This window comes from Faecalibacterium sp. IP-1-18, assembly GCF_023347355.1.
In the GTDB taxonomy this organism is placed as follows: domain Bacteria; phylum Bacillota; class Clostridia; order Oscillospirales; family Ruminococcaceae; genus Faecalibacterium; species Faecalibacterium prausnitzii.
This window is the reverse complement of record NZ_CP094472.1, coordinates 1691820-1708024: the sequence shown is the minus strand read 5'-3', so window position 1 is coordinate 1708024 and position 16205 is coordinate 1691820. Positions and strand designations below refer to the sequence as shown.

The window sequence follows — 16205 nt, the reverse complement described above, 5'->3', positions numbered from 1 at the left end:
GCTTACATATATAAAATACGCTTCCACAACAAAACGCCGCTGACGGCTTTGTGCATCGTCAGCGGCGTTTTGTTTATTGAAAACAGGATTGTGAATGGAAGAATCAGACGTTTGCCTCGCTGTTGTGCTCAGCCTTCTTGTAAGCGGAGAAGGAGTGGAACACAATGTTCAGGCCCAGCACGATCAGCAGCACGGCAAGGATCAGCTGCAGGCCGTTTGCGATAAACACAGCGCCCCAAGTGGTCTCACCGGCAGGAATGGTAACAGAAGCGGCAGTGCTGATGGCCTTGACCATAGCGATCAGGCGCTGCACCAGTGCGGTAAAGGTGACGCACAGCATGATGATCAGCGGGGGGAACAGCATCTTGTTGCTGCGGCCGGTCACCTTCAGGAACACGCACAGGGTAGCCAGCACCAGTGCGCTCAGCAGCTGGTTGGCAGAACCGAACAGAGGCCAGATGTTGGCGTAGCCGATCTTGGTCAGGATAAAGCCGAACACCAGCGTGATGAAGGTGGAGAAGTACACATTGCAGAACAGCTTGCGCCAGCCCTCAGCGTGCTCCATGTCGTCCACGCTGAACAGCTCCTGGAAGCTCATGCGGCCAATACGGGCCACGGCATCCAGACTGGTCAGTGCCAGTGCGGAAACGCACATGGTCATGAACACGGTAGCAGCGTAGGCGGGCACACCGAACATCTCAAAGAAACCGGCAACGCCGCGGCTGAAGATCTGGAACGGAGTACCGGCAGCAGGGGTACCGTCGGCAGCTGCGGCAGCACCGGCAACGCACAGAGCCAGAACAGCCAACAGGCTTTCAAGGATCATGGCACCGTAGCCGACCTTCAGCATATCCTTCTCGTTCTCAACGGTCTTGGAGGAAGTACCGGAGGAAACAAGGCTGTGGAAACCGGAAACTGCACCGCAGGCCACGGTGACGAACAGGATGGGGAACATGGTGCCCAGCTTTTCGTTGGTAAAGCCGGTGAACACAGGCAGATTCATGGTGGGGTGTGCCACCAGCAGGCCAACCACAGCACCCACAATCATGGCCACGAACATAAAGGTGGTCATGTGGTCACGGGGCTGCTTGAGCAGCCACATGGGCAGCACAGCAGCAAAGAAGATGTACACAAAGGTGATGTAGCTCCAAGCGGCCTTGCCCAGGATCAGGGGCAGGTTTGCGCCGATGACAAAGGACAGCACGATGAACACGATGCTGATAACGCTTTCCTTCCAGCCGGAGAAGCTGAACTTTTTCTGCAGCAGGCCAAAGATAACGGCGAACACCATGAACATGATGGACACCATGCCGGCAGCGCCGTTGGTCTTGGCAGCCTCAACCATTGCGCCGTCTGCGCCGAAGGCATTGAAGGTGCCGGCAACCATGTCCGCAAAAGCGGCAATCACGATGCCGCAGAACAGCCAGCAGAACAGCAGGAACAGCTTGCGGCCGGTCTTGCCGATGTACTTTTCAATCAGCATACCCATGCTCTTGCCGTCGTTCTTAACGGAAGCATACAGAGCGCCAAAGTCGGTAACAGCGCCGAAGAAGATGCCGCCCAGCAGCACCCACAACAGCACCGGCAGCCAGCCGAAGGCTGCGGCCTGAATGGCACCGGTGACAGGGCCTGCACCAGCGATGGAGCTGAACTGGTGGGCAAACACCGTCCAGCCATTGGTGGGCACATAGTCCCGGCCATCCTCGTGGACGACAGCCGGAGTCTTGGCTGCGGGGTCGATGCCCCATTTGTTAGCCAGCCAGCGGCCGTAAAGCACATAAGCGCCAAACAGGCACACCGCTGCGATCAATACGATGACCAGCGTATTCATAGTTTTCTACCTCTTTCCTTTTTTCACTCCGCAACAGGTTCGGAACGATAGGATGCCGTCCGGCAAAGCGCTTCCCCGGAGCGTAAAAAACCTTCGTCCTCAGCACATGACCGGGCTTTCCGGCCACACTCCGAAGACGAAGGCTTCTGCTCCCGCCTGCCAGGGCAGGAGCAATACTCCGCGGTACCACTTCGCTTGCTGTGTTAAAACAGCCACTCTCCCACGCATGGTATACTGACCATGCTGCCCGATAACGTGGGCTGGACGGCACCATGCTACTTGGGGGCACAAAACCCGGTTCACACAGGCTGCTCGCAGGCGAGGGTCCTCTGCTCCTGACTGCCGCTTTTTCACCCGAGAAGCGGCTCGCTGAAAGAGGGTGATGCAGAAGATCATGTCCTGTTCCTTGCATTTGCTGAATGATTGTGTCCTACTTTATTCCCGTTTTCATCAATTGTCAATATTTCTGTAACAAGTTCAGAGGATACGCCAATTCAAGCCATTTTCTGGGAATAATTTTTAGGTGATTTTCTTTCATGTGTGAAGAGAATAAAACTGAATACGCTCTTAATTGAAAACCATTCACCCACAGGTCTTGACTTTCACACTTTGAAGTGCTAAAGTAATAGCGTGCAGAATATTCCGCGCGGCAGCACCGGCTGCTTTGCATGCTGTCGCCGCTGTTATAATAAGGAGAAAAACAATGGCTGAAAAAAATTCCAGAAGAAACGAGACGACGGATGCACTGTTTGACGCTATCCTCAGTCTGGAGAGCCGGGAAGAGTGCTACGCCTTTTTTGAGGATCTGTGCACTGTAAAGGAGATCTCGGATATGGCGCAGCGCCTGCAGGCCGCAAAGCTGCTGCTGGACGGTGCCACCTATGAGCAGATCGTCAAGGCGGTGGAGATTAGCACCGCCACCATCAGCCGCATCAACCGCTGCATCCAGTACGGTTCCGGCGGCTACCGCGACACCATCGAGAAGGTGCGCGCACAGGCAGAAAAGCAGTAACAGCCGTACCCGCCGCAGCATAGGATAGGGCACACGACCGGAAAGGAAGGTTTTGCCCTATGATGATCGATACCCCCTGTGCCCGTTCTCAGTGTCCGGAGATGCCCAAGGTCAGCTTGGATCAGGCTGTTGTGGACCTGATGGAAAGCATTGCCTTGCAGGAAACGGCGCTCAGCCACATTTTGTGTGCCGAAAGCCGGAAGATGCAGAAAGCCATGGATCTGGACGGTCTGGATCTTTGCAAGCTGCTGGAAGTGAACGACTCCGCCACCAACATGGTGCACGCCGTCGCAAACCTTGAGCTGGTGCTCAAGGATAAGCTGGAGTTCGTTTCCAACAACCTCTATGTCCCGGGGGACAGCGGCTGCCCATCACCTGCGCAGTAATGTTTTTTGCGTGGGACGATCTTTACTGCAATCTAACCCGTGAAAATGCAATGTCGGGCAGCCCGCAGGCTGCCCGACATTGCTCTGAATCGTTCTGCCGCAAGGGAGGCTGCTGCACAAAACAGGGTGCAGCAGCCTCCCTTTTTATGAAAATCCTGCATAAGAGACAGAAAAATCTTTTGTTGGAATTGCTGATGTATCAAATCTGTGCTATACTATTGGATGTATCACCATGAAAGCGAGGAATAAAATATTGCTGCATTATGATGCGATCCTATTTGATGTGGACGGGACGCTGATCGATTCGGCCCCCGGTATCATTCATACATTGCAAGAGGTTTTCTGCACCATGGGTGTGGATGTATCCGGCGTAAACCTGCGCCGGTATCTGGGCCCGCCGCTGCGCAAAAGCTTCGGTGAGCACTTCACCGACCCGGCGCTGATCGAAAAGGCCACCGACCTTTACCGCACGAGCTATGCGGTGAAGGGCAGCCACGAGTGTGCTGTGTTCCCGGGCGTTCTGCAGATGCTGCAAACCCTGAAGCAGGCTGGTTTTATTTTGTGCACCGCCACCTCCAAGCCCACCAAGGTGGTCACCCCTATTTTGGAGGAGCAGGGTCTGGCGCAGTATTTTGATTTTATCGGCGGTGCCTCCATGGACGAGAGCCGGGACACCAAGACCGAGGTCGTGCGTTATGTGCTCAGCCAGCCCGCCTTGCAGGGCAAGCGGGTGCTGATGGTGGGCGACCGCAACGATGATATGCGGGGCGCTGCCGACTGCGGTCTGGATGCTGCCGGTGTGCTGTACGGCTACGGCAGCCGGGAAGAGCTGGAAGCTTTCCATCCGGTGCTGCTGGCCGAAAGCTGCGCCGACCTTACCGACCGGCTGCTGGCAGCCCGGGTATGACAGGAAGTTTCATTCCTTCGGAAGGAGAATGGATAGAATATGAGAAGCAATAATCAACAGGAGAACAAGGCACTGACCCCGATGCAGAAGCAGGCGGTGCTGGTGTGCATCGTGTGTGCACTGGCGGCGCTGCTGACCATCGGCATCACCCTTACTATGCTCAAGCGGGGCAAGAACCCGACGGAGCAGCCGGGGGATTCTTCCATTATTACCCCCGCGCCCGCTCCGGAAGGGGAGGAGGATATCTCCGACCACTACCAGATCAACGAGACTTCCAGCGCGCTGCTCACCGGGACTGCTGATGCTGGTGACGCCTATCAGGAGCAGACCCTTTTTATCGGCGATTCCAACACGGTGCGTTTGTACGCCAACGGTCTGATCTCGCTGCAGCAGTTCTGCGCCAAGGAAGGCATTGGCACCAGTGCCGCCCTGAACGAGGGCATCGTTACCTTTAAGCGGGACGATAACCGCTACACCATTGCGCAGGCGGTGGCCAAAATGAAGCCCCGCCGGGTGGTCATTATGCTGGGCACCAACGACAACGGCATGAATACCGAGGACTTTATCAGCAACTACACCGCGCTGGTACAGGCCATTCAGGCCAGCTATCCCTATACCGATATCATCGTCAACACGGTGCCGCCGGTCCCGTCCAACCACTCCAACTACCCCAACATGGACCAGACCCGTATTGATGATTTCAACATGGCGCTGCTGACCATGTGCGAGCAGCTGGGCGTCAAGTTCCTCAACTCTGCCGAGGCACTGAAGGACGCCAACGGCTACGGCAATGTCGATTACTACCAGAGCGGGGATATCCACCTCAAGCCCGCAGGCCTGAAGGTGCTGCTGAAGTATCTGCGCACCCACGCCTACGAGACCGAGGATCGCCGCCCGGATACCAATAATATCCCCACCCGCGCCGAGTATACCGCCAAGCCCAGCTCTGCGGTGGAGGCACCCAGCAGCTCGGAGGCGGTCTCCTCCTCTGTTGTTGAGGAAAAAACGGAGTATCAGGCGGACTATCGTGTGGACAAAACCGGCGGCGGCTCCCTGACCTGCGGCGACGAGAGCGGCAAGTCTCTTACCGTCAAGGTGACCAGCGCCGCCCAGAGCGTTAAGGTGACCGCTGTGCCGGAGGACGGCTATGTGTTCGTCAAGTGGAGCGATGGCGTGACCAAGCGCACCCGCACTGATACCAATTTTGACCAGAACGTGGATGTGACCGCTGTGTTTGCAGCAGCCTCTATCCAGGTCAGCAGCAGCGGTAAGGCTGGGCTGGGGGATTCCTATACCTTTAAGGCAACCCTCAAGGGCAAGTATCTGGATGCTTCCAGCATCCGCTGGTATGTCAACGGCAGCGAGGTAACACAGGCTGCCGGTAAGACCACCGTAAAGGGCGAGGTAGACCCCTCCATGGTGGGCGGCACCTTCCGGGTGTATGCCACCGCCAGCTATAATGACTGCACCGTCACCAGCAACAAGCTGGAACTTACGGTCAGCGGTGGAACGTCCGGCAGCACCAGCAGCTCCAGCAGTTCCAGCAGCTCCAGCGCTTCCTCTAAGGAGGATAAGCCTGCATCCTCCAAGGAAGAAACGTCCTCCTCTAAGGAAGAAAAACCGGCCTCTTCCAAGGAAGAGAAACCCGCTTCCTCCAAGGAGGAGAAGCCCGCTTCTTCCTCCTCGAACGGTACTTCTGAAAGCGCTGGCAGCTCCTCCAAGGTGGAGAAGCCTGCCTCTTCTGCGGCATCTTCTAAGGAAGAAAAGCCCGTCTCTTCTTCGCAGAGCAGTTCCTCTTCCAAGGAGGAAAAACCAGCCTCTTCTAAAGAGGAAAAGCCCGCTTCCTCCAAAACCGAGGTAAGCGCCAGCAAGGAAGCTGCCAACTAAGGGCACATTTCCTCCTTGCGCCGCATAGGCTGGCGGGAGAGGAAGGTGGAGCCTTATGTACTGGGAAGCGATGCGCACGCCCGCCCTGCCCGGCGAGTATGACGTGACCGACGGCAGCGTGGATTACTACGATACCGACTGGGAAAACGTGGATAACAGCGCACTGGAGGAAGAAATGCAGAAATGTGGTCTGACGCCCTGCGAGGGTAAAACAATGTGTCCGGACAACACCCCGGCACAAACAGACCTGTCTGCGTATGAGATCGTTTCTGAATAATGGGAAGCCAGCTCTGCCGGGGGTGGGGCTGGCTTCTCCCTGTTGATACACCAAAGTGGGAAATGCTGAAAAGAAAGTGAGATACTATGGCAAAATATTATTGCATCCTGTTCGATGCAGACAATACGCTGCTCAACTTTGACGCAGCGGAAAACAAGGCGCTGGCCGAAACGCTGGTGAACTACGGCATCGAGCCGGACGCCGAGACCGTGCAGACCTACCGCACCATCAACGAGGAGCTGTGGCGGCAGCTGGAAAAAGGCCAGATCCGCCGCGAAAAGCTGTTCAGCGAGCGGTTCAGCCGCTTCTTAAAGACCATCGATGCCGCCGGTGACGGCGTGGAGATGAACCGCTTCTATCTGGAGCAGCTGTCCACCCACCCGGACTTGATGAGCGCCGAGGTTTTGGACGTGCTGCGGGAGCTTTCCGAGGTGGCAACGCTGGCTATCGTCAGTAACGGTGCCCAGATGGTGCAGACCCGCCGTCTGGCGGAAAGCGGCGTGATGAACTTTATGGAGGACGTGTTCATCTCTGAGAAAATGGGCTGCGAAAAGCCCAATGCCCGCATCTTTGATGCGGCTCTGCGCGCACTGGGCGTGGAGAACCGGGAGCACGTTCTGATGGTGGGCGACAGCTTGGCCAGCGATGTTCAGGGCGGCAGCAACGCCGGGCTGGATACCTGTTGGTATAACCCCAACCACGCTGAGAACCCCGGTAAGGTGATCCCCACCTACGAGATCGCCAGTCTGGAGGAACTGTATCCGCTGGTGATGGAGCAGGAGGAACTGGCCAACGTTGGCCTGAAGAACCGCCGCCACCAGTGCTGAAACTTGAAAAAACGGATAACGGAACAAAATTATGCTGATACATTTGGAAAAACTGGGTAAGACCTTTGGCGAAAAGGTGGTGCTGCACGATGTGACCGCCAGTGTCGAGCGGGAAGATCGCATCGGCATTGTGGGACAGAACGGTGCAGGCAAGACCACTCTGCTCAAGATCCTTACCGGCGAATATCAGGACTACGAGGGCGAGTTCAGCGTGACCCACGGGGTAACACTGGGCTATCTGGAGCAGAACGCAAAGCTGGACGCCACGCTGGATATCTACGGCGAGATGCGCGCCACTTTTGCCCCGGTGCTGGATGCCATGGCGCAGATGCAGATCTTGGAACGCCGCATGGCTACCCAGCCCGATAACGCCGACCTGCTGGCACAGCATGATGCCCTGCAGAATATCGTGGATGCCGCCGACGGCTACAACATGGACGTGAACATCAAAAAGGTGCTGTCCGGCATGGGTTTTGCACAGGATACATGGCAAAAGAACATTGCAGTGCTCTCCGGCGGCGAGCTGACGCGGCTGCGCTTGGCAAAGTTGCTGCTGGAAAAGCCCGATGTCCTCATTCTGGACGAGCCCACCAACCACTTGGACTTTGCCACCATGGAATGGCTGGAAAACTATCTCAAGGGCTACTCCGGTGCGGTGCTGGTGGTCAGCCACGACCGCTATTTCCTCGATAATGTCTGTACAAAGATCTGGGAGGTGTCCTTCCAGACCATGACCACCTACAAGGGCAACTTCTCGGCCTATCTGCCCCAGAAGGAAGCCGCCGATGCCCTGCGCCAGAAGCAGCACGATGCCGACGTGGCACTGGCTGAAAAGCTGCAGGACTATGTGGACCGCAACCTTGTGCGCGCCTCCACCACCAAAATGGCACAGAGCCGCCGCAGGCAGCTGGAAAAGCTGGAGATCACCGAGGCGCCCAAGGACGAGACCAACCAACTGAAGTTCCGCTTTGAATATGACGTAGAACCGTGGAATGAACTGGTGATGCTGAAAAACCTCAGCATCAAGATCGGGGAGCGCACCTTGCTGGAACCCTTTACCTATACGGTCTGCCGCGGGCAGCGGCTTATCATTGCCGGTCCCAACGGTGCGGGCAAATCCACCCTGATGCAGGTGCTGGATGGCAAGCGCCGCCCCTCCGGCGGCATGGTGCGGCTGGGCACCGGAGCACGTCCTAGCATCTTTGCCCAGCAGCAGAACCGTCTGGGGCAGGGCAGGGTCATTGATGTCATCTGGAACAAGTACCCTCGCATGACCGAGCTGGAAGTACGCAGCCACCTTGCGAAGCTGGGCTTCCGGGGCGATACCGTGTTCAAGCCCTGCGAGGCATTGTCCGGCGGTGAGCTGGCGCGCCTGCGTTTTGCAGAGATCGTGCTGGAACGGCCGAACCTGCTGTTTCTGGACGAGCCTACCAACCACTTGGACATCTATACCCGCGAAAACCTGACTGAAGCACTGATGGCCTACACCGGCACCCTGCTGCTGGTCACCCACGACCGTCACCTGATGAACAGTCTGGCCTGTCCCATCCTCTACCTTGAGGACGGCAAGGCGGTGCTTTACCCCAGCTACGATGCCCTGATGGGTCGTGCCGCCCCGGCGCAGGCCGCCCAGAAAGCTGCCGAGCCTGCCAAGACCGGCTACGGCAAGGAACAGCGCCGCCGCCGCGCCGAGCTGCGCGCCAAGATCAAGGCCTGTGAGGACGAGATGGAGGCCTGCGGTGCACGCGAGGTGGAGCTGGACAACGAGATCAACTCCCCGGAGGTTTACAACGACCCCGACCTGCTGCGCCAGAAAAGCGATGAGCTGAGCGACCTGCGCTTCCATCAGGAAGAGCTTTTTGCCGCATGGGAAGCCGCTATGGAAGAGCAGGAAGCCTACGAGCAGACGCAGCAGCCCGAAGAATAAAGGAGCGTATCCTCTATGCCTAAAAATCACCGCAACTATCAAAAAACGCGGCACATCGCCCTGTCCGGTCTGTTGTTTGCGCTGGCCATGGCGCTTTCCTTCATTGAAGGCACGCTGGTCATCCCGGGGCTTTTGCCGGGCATGAAGCTGGGGCTTGCCAACATCGTGGTCATGTACGCGTTGTTCTTCATGGGTCCCCGGCAGGCGCTGGTGCTGGATATACTCAAGGCATTGTTCGTCTTTCTGGTGTCCGGCTTCACGGCGGGCTTTCTCTCGCTGTGCGGTGGGCTTTTGTCCCTTGCGGTGATGTGGGTGCTGTACTATCTTCTGCCGGTGCGGCCCACATGGTTCATCCTGTCGGTCTGCGGCGCACTGGCGCATAACGTGGGGCAGCTGCTGGGCGCAGGGGTCATCATCTCCTCGTCCTTGTCGCTGTACTACGCGCCGGTCATGCTGGTGCTGGGGCTTGTCATGGGTGCGCTCACCTCGGTCACGCTGCGGGCGCTGCTGCCCGCGCTGGGCAAAATGGGCTTCAACACCCACGAAAACCGCCCCGAATGACCGACCATTTCGGCAGGGCAGTTGCATTTTGGCCGGAAATCTGTATAATAAGGAAACAACTGTATTTTTATCAAAATGACCCCAAAGGATAGAGCTGCCGCAGCATGGGAACTTGAGCGGCAGTCGGGAGGTGTTTGTATATGTCTGAAAAAGTTACCATCAAGGTCGAGCGGAAGGAGCTCCATCTGCCCACCATCGCACTGCGCGGGCTGGTGGTGTTCCCCAACAACCTTGTTCATTTTGAAGTCGGGCGGGAAAAGAGCATTGCCGCTGTGGAGTGGGCCATGGCCAACAACTCCAACGTATTTCTGGTAGCCCAGAAAGAGATGGAGACCAGCGAGCCCACCCAGCAGGACCTGTACACCTACGGCGTAGTAGCTGAGGTCAAGCAGGTGCTGCGCGTGTCGGACGAACTGGTCAAGGTGCTGGTAGAGGGCAAGTACCGCGCCAAGTTGACCGAGCTGGATACCACCGGCGATTTTCTGCTGTCTGCCGTGCGCTCTGCTCCGGTACGTGCTGCAAAGCCCGAAGAGGCTGTGGAGACCGAGGCGCTGCTCCGCGCCCTCAAGACCGGCTTTGACGAATATCTGGGTATGAACCCGCGCCTTGCCAAGGACGTGGTGTTCACCATCGTTTCCAGCGATGACCCCATGTTCCTCACCGAGTATATGCCAGCAAACCTCTTGTTCCGCTATGAGGACAAGCAGGCTGTGATGAACGAGAACACCCTCAACGGCCGTTTGCAGCGCCTTGTGGAGATGCTGCGCCGTGAATGTCAGGTGATGAAGATCGAAAAGGAGATCGCGGAAAAGGTCAACGAGTCCATGGACAAGAACCAGCGCGATTACTACCTGCACGAGCAGTTGCACATCATCAACGATGAGCTGGGCGAGGGGGACGATACCCACGCTGAAGCCGATGATTACCGCCGCAAGATCCGGGAGCTGCACCTTGCCGAGGACAGCGAGAAAAAACTGCTCAAGGAGGTAGACCGCCTGTCCCGGATGCAGAGCAGCAATCAGGAAGCCACGGTCATCCGTACCTATCTGGATACCTGTCTGGATCTGCCGTGGAACACCATGACCGTGGATGATCTGGATATCCACCGCGCCCAGCAGATTTTGGATCGGGACCACTACGGCCTGAAAAAGGTCAAGGACCGCATTCTGGAAATGCTGGCCGTGCGCAAGCTGGCACCGGACGTGAAGGCACAGATCATCTGTCTGGTAGGCCCTCCGGGCGTTGGCAAGACCAGTATTGCGCGCTCCATCGCCGAAAGCCTTGGCCGCAAATATGTGCGCATCAGTCTGGGCGGCGTGCGGGACGAAGCCGAGATCCGCGGTCATCGCCGCACCTACATCGGTGCTATGCCCGGCAAGATCATCAGCGCCATGATCACCGCTAAGTCCTCCAACCCCCTGATGCTGCTGGACGAGATCGACAAGCTGGCAGGGGACTTCCGGGGCGACCCGGCGGCTGCGCTGCTGGAAGCGCTGGACCCGGAGCAGAACAGCACCTTCAACGATCATTTCATCGATATCCCGTTTGATCTGAGCCATGTGCTCTTTATTACCACCGCCAACGACTTGGGCAGCATCCCCGGCCCGCTGCGGGACCGCATGGACGTCATTGAGCTGCCCAGCTATACCCGCGTGGAAAAATACAACATTGCCCGCAAACATTTGCTGCCCAAGCAGCTCAAGGCCTGCGGCCTGACCGGCAAGGTCACCATGAACCAGAGCGCACTCTACGGCATCATCGACGGGTACACCCGCGAGGCCGGTGTGCGTAATCTGGAGCGTACCATCACCAGCGTGCTGCGCAAGTGCGCCCGCAAGATCGCTTCCGGCGAGGTGGAAAGCGTGGCGGTGACTGCCGCCATGCTGGAGGAACTGCTGGGCCCCCGCATCGTCAAGCCGGACTTCCTCAACCGCACCAACGCCGTGGGCATCGCCAACGGTCTGGCATGGACCAGCGTAGGCGGCGAGACCCTGCCCATTGAGGTGCAGGTCATGGACAACGGCACCGGCAAGATCACGGTCACCGGCTCTCTGGGCGATGTGATGAAGGAGAGCGCACAGTTGGCAGTCACTTGGGTGCGCGTCCACGCCGAGGAATACGGCATCGACCCCGAGCGGCTGAAGAAGTGCGACCTGCACATCCACGCCCCGGAGGGTGCTGTGCCCAAGGATGGCCCTTCTGCCGGCGTCACCCTGACCACGGCACTGGTGTCCTGCCTGTCCGGCGTACCGGTGCGCGGCGATGTGGCCATGACCGGCGAGATCACCCTGCACGGCAATGTGCTGCCCATCGGCGGTCTGCGGGAAAAGAGCATGGCTGCTTACCGCGAGGGCATGAAGACCGTGCTCATCCCCAAGGACAACGAGCCTGATCTTTACGACGTGGACGAGGAGGTCAAGAAGAATCTGACCTTCCTGCCCATGCAGAACCTCTCGCAGGTGCTGGCTGCCGCCCTGCTTAAGCCGAAGGCAGCAAAGAGCACCGCAGGCCGCCCCCGCACCAAAAAGTCCAAAGCAGGGGAAAGCCGCATCCCCGCCGCGCCTGAGAAGAACCAGCCGGGCGCTGTCTGCTGAAATACCAGAAAGGAACACGCCATGATCTTCAATAAAGCTGATTTTATTGCCAGCTATGGCATTTCCAGCCAGCTGCCCGAGAGCGACCGCCCTGAACTGAGCTTTTCGGGGCGCTCCAACGTGGGCAAATCCAGCCTGATCAACAAGTTGTGCAGCCGCAAAAATCTGGCGCGCGTGTCCAGTACGCCGGGCAAAACGGCTACCATCAATTTCTATTCGGTGGACGACTGCTACTTTGTGGACCTGCCGGGCTACGGCTACGCCAAGGTGAGCAACGCCGACCGCGAGCGCTGGGACGACCTCATCAACAGCTACTTCGAGGCACCCCGCCACCACACCCTGCTGGTGCAGCTGCTGGACTGCCGCCACGCCCCCAGCGCAGACGATTTACAGATGCTACGCTATCTGCACTACCACCGCATCCCCTATGTGGTGGCGCTGACCAAGGCGGACAAGCTGAAAAAGAGCCAGCTTGCCAAAACGCAGGAGGACTTTGAAAACATCTGCCGCCCCTACGGCTGCCAGAAGGTGGTGCTGACCAGCGGCGAAAACGGCTACGGCATCCCGGAGCTGCAGGCGGTGCTCAACGCCGCAGTGGCTGCGGAAAACGAGGAAGCGGAGTAACGCCATGGCTTACAACGAATTTGCCTATTTTTACGATGAATTCAACGGCGAGGCGGACTACGATGCCCTGTACAGCCAGATCCATACAAAGCTGGAAGCTCACGGCATCCACGACGGCATTGTGGCCGACCTTGGCTGCGGCACCGGGGAACTGACCCTGATGCTGACGCAGGCGGGCTACGATATGATCGGCATCGACCAGTCGGAGGAGATGCTCTGCGTGGTGCGGGATAAGGCCGAGCAGCTGGGACTTTCCGGTCGTTTGCTGCTGCTACGGCAGGACCTGCTCAAGCTGGATCTCTACGGCACCATCCGGGCGGCGGTATCCACCTTTGATACCTTCAACCACATCCCGGATCTGGATACCGCCATTGCCAACGCAGGCTTTTTTATGGAAAAGGGCGGGGTGTTCCTGTTTGATATGAACACCCCCTATAAGCACCGGAAGGTTCTGGGCGATAACGAATTCACCTTTGAGGAAGAGGATGCCGCCTGCGTGTGGCACAACCACTATAACGCCGCCGACCGCAAGGTGGAGATCACGGTGGACATTGATTATCACGAGACCGGCGAGCATTTCCACGAGGAATTCTGCGAGTATACCTATGATCTGGCTACCATCCGTGCGGCGCTGGAAAAGCACGGCTTTGCACTGGAAAGCGTCTGCGATGGCGAGACTTTCGGCCCGCTGACCGAGGAAAGCCAGCGCTACTTCTTCTGCGCAACAAAACAGTATACACAACTGGAGGAATAACCTATGGCAAACCTGATCCGCGGCCTGTCCGAAAACGGCGGTGTCGTGTTCTGCGGTGTGGATTCCACCGATATTGTCCGTAAAGCAGAAAAGCTTCACACCACAAGCGCCACCTGCAGCGCGGCACTGGGTCGTCTGCTCACGGGTGCTACCCTGATGGGCTCCATGCTCAAGGATGACCGCGACCGCATCACCCTGCGTGTGGCGGGCGGCGGCCCTGCCGGCGTGCTCATTGCCTGCACCGACGGCACCGGCAACGTGAAGGGCTGCATTGACAATCCGCTGGTGGAGCTGCCCGCCAAAGCCAACGGCCACTTGGACGTGGGCACTGCCGTGGGCAAGGACGGCGTGCTGACCGTTATCCGGGATAACCGCCTGCAAAAGGAGCCCACGGTGGGGCAGGTGCCGCTGGTGTCCGGCGAGATCGCTGAGGATCTGACCAGCTACTATGCGTACAGCGAGCAGGTGCCTACCGTGATGGCGCTGGGCGTGCTGGTGGACAAAGACTTGTCCATTCTCTGCGCCGGTGGTTTTATGGTACAGCTGCTGCCCGGCGCTACCGATGCTGAAATCGACCAGCTGGAAAAGAACATCAGCGCCATGCCCTCTGTCACCGAGCTGCTCCATGCGGGCAAGACCCCCGAGGACATGATGCAGCTGGCACTGGCCGGCTTTACCCCCAACGTGCTGGACGAGCGCACGGTGCAGTACCAATGCGATTGCAGCGCCGAGCGCACCAAGGAAATGCTGCTCAGCCTTGGCCGTGCCGAACTTGTGCGGATGCGGGACGAGGACCTCAACTGTGAGGTGGTGTGCCACTTCTGCCACAGCAAGTACCAGTACGACCTGAACGCCCTGCTTGCCGAGTACGATGCACAGGCTGCACAGGCCGCTGAAGCCGAACATCCCATACAATAAAAAATCCGCTTTTCAAAAGGCGGCTGCGCAGTTGTGTGCAGCCGCCTTTTTTGCTTTTGCGTTTCCGAAGCAAGTTGCTTTTATAGCTGAAGTTTTCCCTCTCGCCCCCTCTCGTGAAAAGACAGGTCTGGAAAATCCGCAGATTTTCCAGACCTGTAAATAAACAATAATCTTTCCGCTGAATATGGTCAGAGCAAAGCGGAGACCATTCCAAATCGTCCGCCTTTTGTTATGTGCAGATATCTGCCGCCACAGTATACACGGCATTGTAATGCAGGGTATCCTCCTGCACGGTGCATTCCTCCCGGCGGGCGAGGATGTCGGCATCCGGGAAAGCCTCGTGCAGTGCCCGCAGCCCTTGCAGCCGCGCCAGCGTAAGCGCCTGTGCCTCGGTGCGGTACATCGTTTTTTGCTGCTGCCCGTAATAGGTGGTCTCCTCCACCGCGCAGGGCAGGGGCAGACCAAAAACCTCTAATTGCAGATGCCGGGTGCGGCACAGCCCATCCCTATCGGGTGCAAAGGGGGAAAGCGCGGCAGAGTGCCCCGCGAAAAACAGCCGGTAATTTGTTTTGTTTTCGCCGGTCAGCTGCGACATCGTCTCTGCCAGCGGAACGCTCTGGTCTGTCTGCCACTCCAGCTGCGCCACCACTGTGCCTGCCGCCGGGGCAAAGATCAAGGTGCCGTCCCGCTCGCTGCGTGCCGTGCCGATCAACCCCTGCCCGGCCTCCACGGTCTGCCCGGGGGCTACCAGCATGGTGCCGCTGGCAAGATTTGTACGCAGCACCGTTCCCTTGCACTTTGCCCGCAGCCCGTGCAGGGTGCCTGCGGCGATCTCAGGCCGTGCACGGGCAGGGGCGGCCTCCACCACAAGCCGTCCTTTTTCAAAATTCAGGCTTGCCCACGAGAACTCGCCGCTTTCCAGCAGGGAGTACTCTCCGGTGCGCAGCAGCTCCTCGGTTACGGCAGTGCCGGGCTGCAAGCCGCAGCTGCGCAGCACCGCACCCGCCCGCGCCCGCTGTCCGGTAGTCAGGCTGCCGTAGTCCACCGCCCATATAAGCCCTTGCAGCCAGACCAGTACCAGCCCCCAAGCGACAAGCCCGGTCCATAGCCCTTTGCGCCGCAGCAGCGGGCGCAGCAAAAAATACAGTCCTTTCCGCTTTTCCACCCGCAGCCGCACCCGCCTGTGCCGGGCAAGTGCGGCCAGCCGTCGGTACTGCCATGCTGCGCAATGGCCGTAAAAGCCGCCGGGCAGGGAAAAAACACCGTATAAATGCAGCCCTTGTCCGGCGGCATCGGTCAAAAGTGCCTCGGGGCTGCCGTTCCGGGCGGTAAAGCGCACCCCCGCCCAAAGGCTTGCAGCTTCCATGATGGCCTCCTATTCATCGGAAAAATCGGTGCGCAAAAACTGCCCCTGCACCGTCAGCCGTGCGGCGGTCAGGGTGCAGATGCGTAGTCCGCTGCCGTATACCGTGAACCGCCCCTTCGCCAGCCGCAGACACAGCCTGTTTTCATCAAAGAATAACACCGTGCAAAAATGCTCGATCTCCATCCGGTCGCCGCTCAGGTATACGGCAGGGCGGCTGTAAAACCCGGGCGGCGGCTGTCGGAACAGTCCGCGCAGCCAGTCGCCCGGGGTGCGCCGGTCGTGGTGTGCTCTGGCCATCGTTGTCCCTCCCGTCCCGCGCTTTGTACATTGCACA

General features: G+C 58.4%; 15 protein-coding genes. 12 read left to right on the top strand and 3 right to left on the bottom strand.

The window, feature by feature from the left end:
- Window positions 1-103: 103 nt before the first annotated feature.
- Window positions 104-1831, bottom strand: a complete 1728-nt coding sequence (locus MTP43_RS08095; RefSeq protein ID WP_113621105.1) for a carbon starvation CstA family protein — start codon at window positions 1829-1831, stop codon at window positions 104-106.
- Window positions 1832-2534: 703 nt separating this feature from the next.
- Here MTP43_RS08095 and MTP43_RS08090 point away from each other — a divergent pair.
- From MTP43_RS08090 to hslO, 12 genes are all read left to right on the top strand, one after another.
- On the top strand, window positions 2535-2843 hold the full coding sequence (locus MTP43_RS08090) for a YerC/YecD family TrpR-related protein (RefSeq protein ID WP_005923988.1): 309 nt from the start codon (window positions 2535-2537) through the stop codon (window positions 2841-2843).
- A 59-nt stretch (window positions 2844-2902) separates the two neighbouring features.
- A complete protein-coding gene (locus tag MTP43_RS08085; protein ID WP_005923990.1) occupies window positions 2903-3229 on the top strand; it encodes a hypothetical protein in 327 nt (108 codons plus the stop codon).
- A gap of 232 nt (window positions 3230-3461) precedes the next feature.
- On the top strand, window positions 3462-4136 hold the full coding sequence (locus MTP43_RS08080; protein WP_005923995.1) for an HAD-IA family hydrolase: 675 nt from the start codon (window positions 3462-3464) through the stop codon (window positions 4134-4136).
- A 39-nt stretch (window positions 4137-4175) separates the two neighbouring features.
- The gene (locus tag MTP43_RS08075) at window positions 4176-6023 is read left to right on the top strand and encodes an SGNH/GDSL hydrolase family protein (protein WP_005923999.1); all 1848 of its coding nucleotides are present in this window, start codon (window positions 4176-4178) and stop codon (window positions 6021-6023) included.
- Between the two features lie 55 nt (window positions 6024-6078).
- Window positions 6079-6300, top strand: coding sequence for a hypothetical protein (locus MTP43_RS08070; protein ID WP_005924002.1), 222 nt, complete (start codon window positions 6079-6081; stop codon window positions 6298-6300).
- 86 nt (window positions 6301-6386) lie between these two features.
- The gene (locus tag MTP43_RS08065) at window positions 6387-7127 is read left to right on the top strand and encodes a YjjG family noncanonical pyrimidine nucleotidase (RefSeq protein ID WP_117526264.1); all 741 of its coding nucleotides are present in this window, start codon (window positions 6387-6389) and stop codon (window positions 7125-7127) included.
- Window positions 7128-7158: 31 nt separating this feature from the next.
- Complete coding sequence (locus tag MTP43_RS08060; protein WP_113621101.1) at window positions 7159-9054, top strand: ABC-F family ATP-binding cassette domain-containing protein; 1896 nt, start codon at window positions 7159-7161, stop codon at window positions 9052-9054.
- A 15-nt stretch (window positions 9055-9069) separates the two neighbouring features.
- A complete protein-coding gene (locus MTP43_RS08055; protein ID WP_113621100.1) occupies window positions 9070-9615 on the top strand; it encodes a Gx transporter family protein in 546 nt (181 codons plus the stop codon).
- A gap of 140 nt (window positions 9616-9755) precedes the next feature.
- Entirely contained in the window at window positions 9756-12209 is a 2454-nt protein-coding gene (lon, locus tag MTP43_RS08050) for an endopeptidase La (protein ID WP_005924018.1), read from the top strand.
- Window positions 12210-12230: 21 nt separating this feature from the next.
- Window positions 12231-12833, top strand: a complete 603-nt coding sequence (gene yihA / locus MTP43_RS08045) for a ribosome biogenesis GTP-binding protein YihA/YsxC (RefSeq protein ID WP_005924021.1) — start codon at window positions 12231-12233, stop codon at window positions 12831-12833.
- A gap of 4 nt (window positions 12834-12837) precedes the next feature.
- Window positions 12838-13587, top strand: a complete 750-nt coding sequence (locus tag MTP43_RS08040) for a class I SAM-dependent DNA methyltransferase (RefSeq protein ID WP_005924023.1) — start codon at window positions 12838-12840, stop codon at window positions 13585-13587.
- 3 nt (window positions 13588-13590) lie between these two features.
- Window positions 13591-14505 carry an Hsp33 family molecular chaperone HslO gene (gene hslO / locus MTP43_RS08035; RefSeq protein ID WP_005924025.1) on the top strand — a complete coding sequence of 305 codons (915 nt, stop codon included), beginning with the start codon at window positions 13591-13593 and terminating at the stop codon, window positions 14503-14505.
- A 229-nt stretch (window positions 14506-14734) separates the two neighbouring features.
- Here hslO and MTP43_RS08030 read toward each other — a convergent pair whose 3' ends face one another.
- Window positions 14735-15871 (bottom strand): sporulation protein YqfD, encoded by a 1137-nt coding sequence (locus MTP43_RS08030; RefSeq protein ID WP_005924027.1) that lies wholly within the window; start codon window positions 15869-15871, stop codon window positions 14735-14737.
- Window positions 15872-15880: 9 nt separating this feature from the next.
- Entirely contained in the window at window positions 15881-16168 is a 288-nt protein-coding gene (locus tag MTP43_RS08025; protein ID WP_015538114.1) for a YabP/YqfC family sporulation protein, read from the bottom strand.
- Between the last annotated feature and the right edge of the window lie 37 nt (window positions 16169-16205).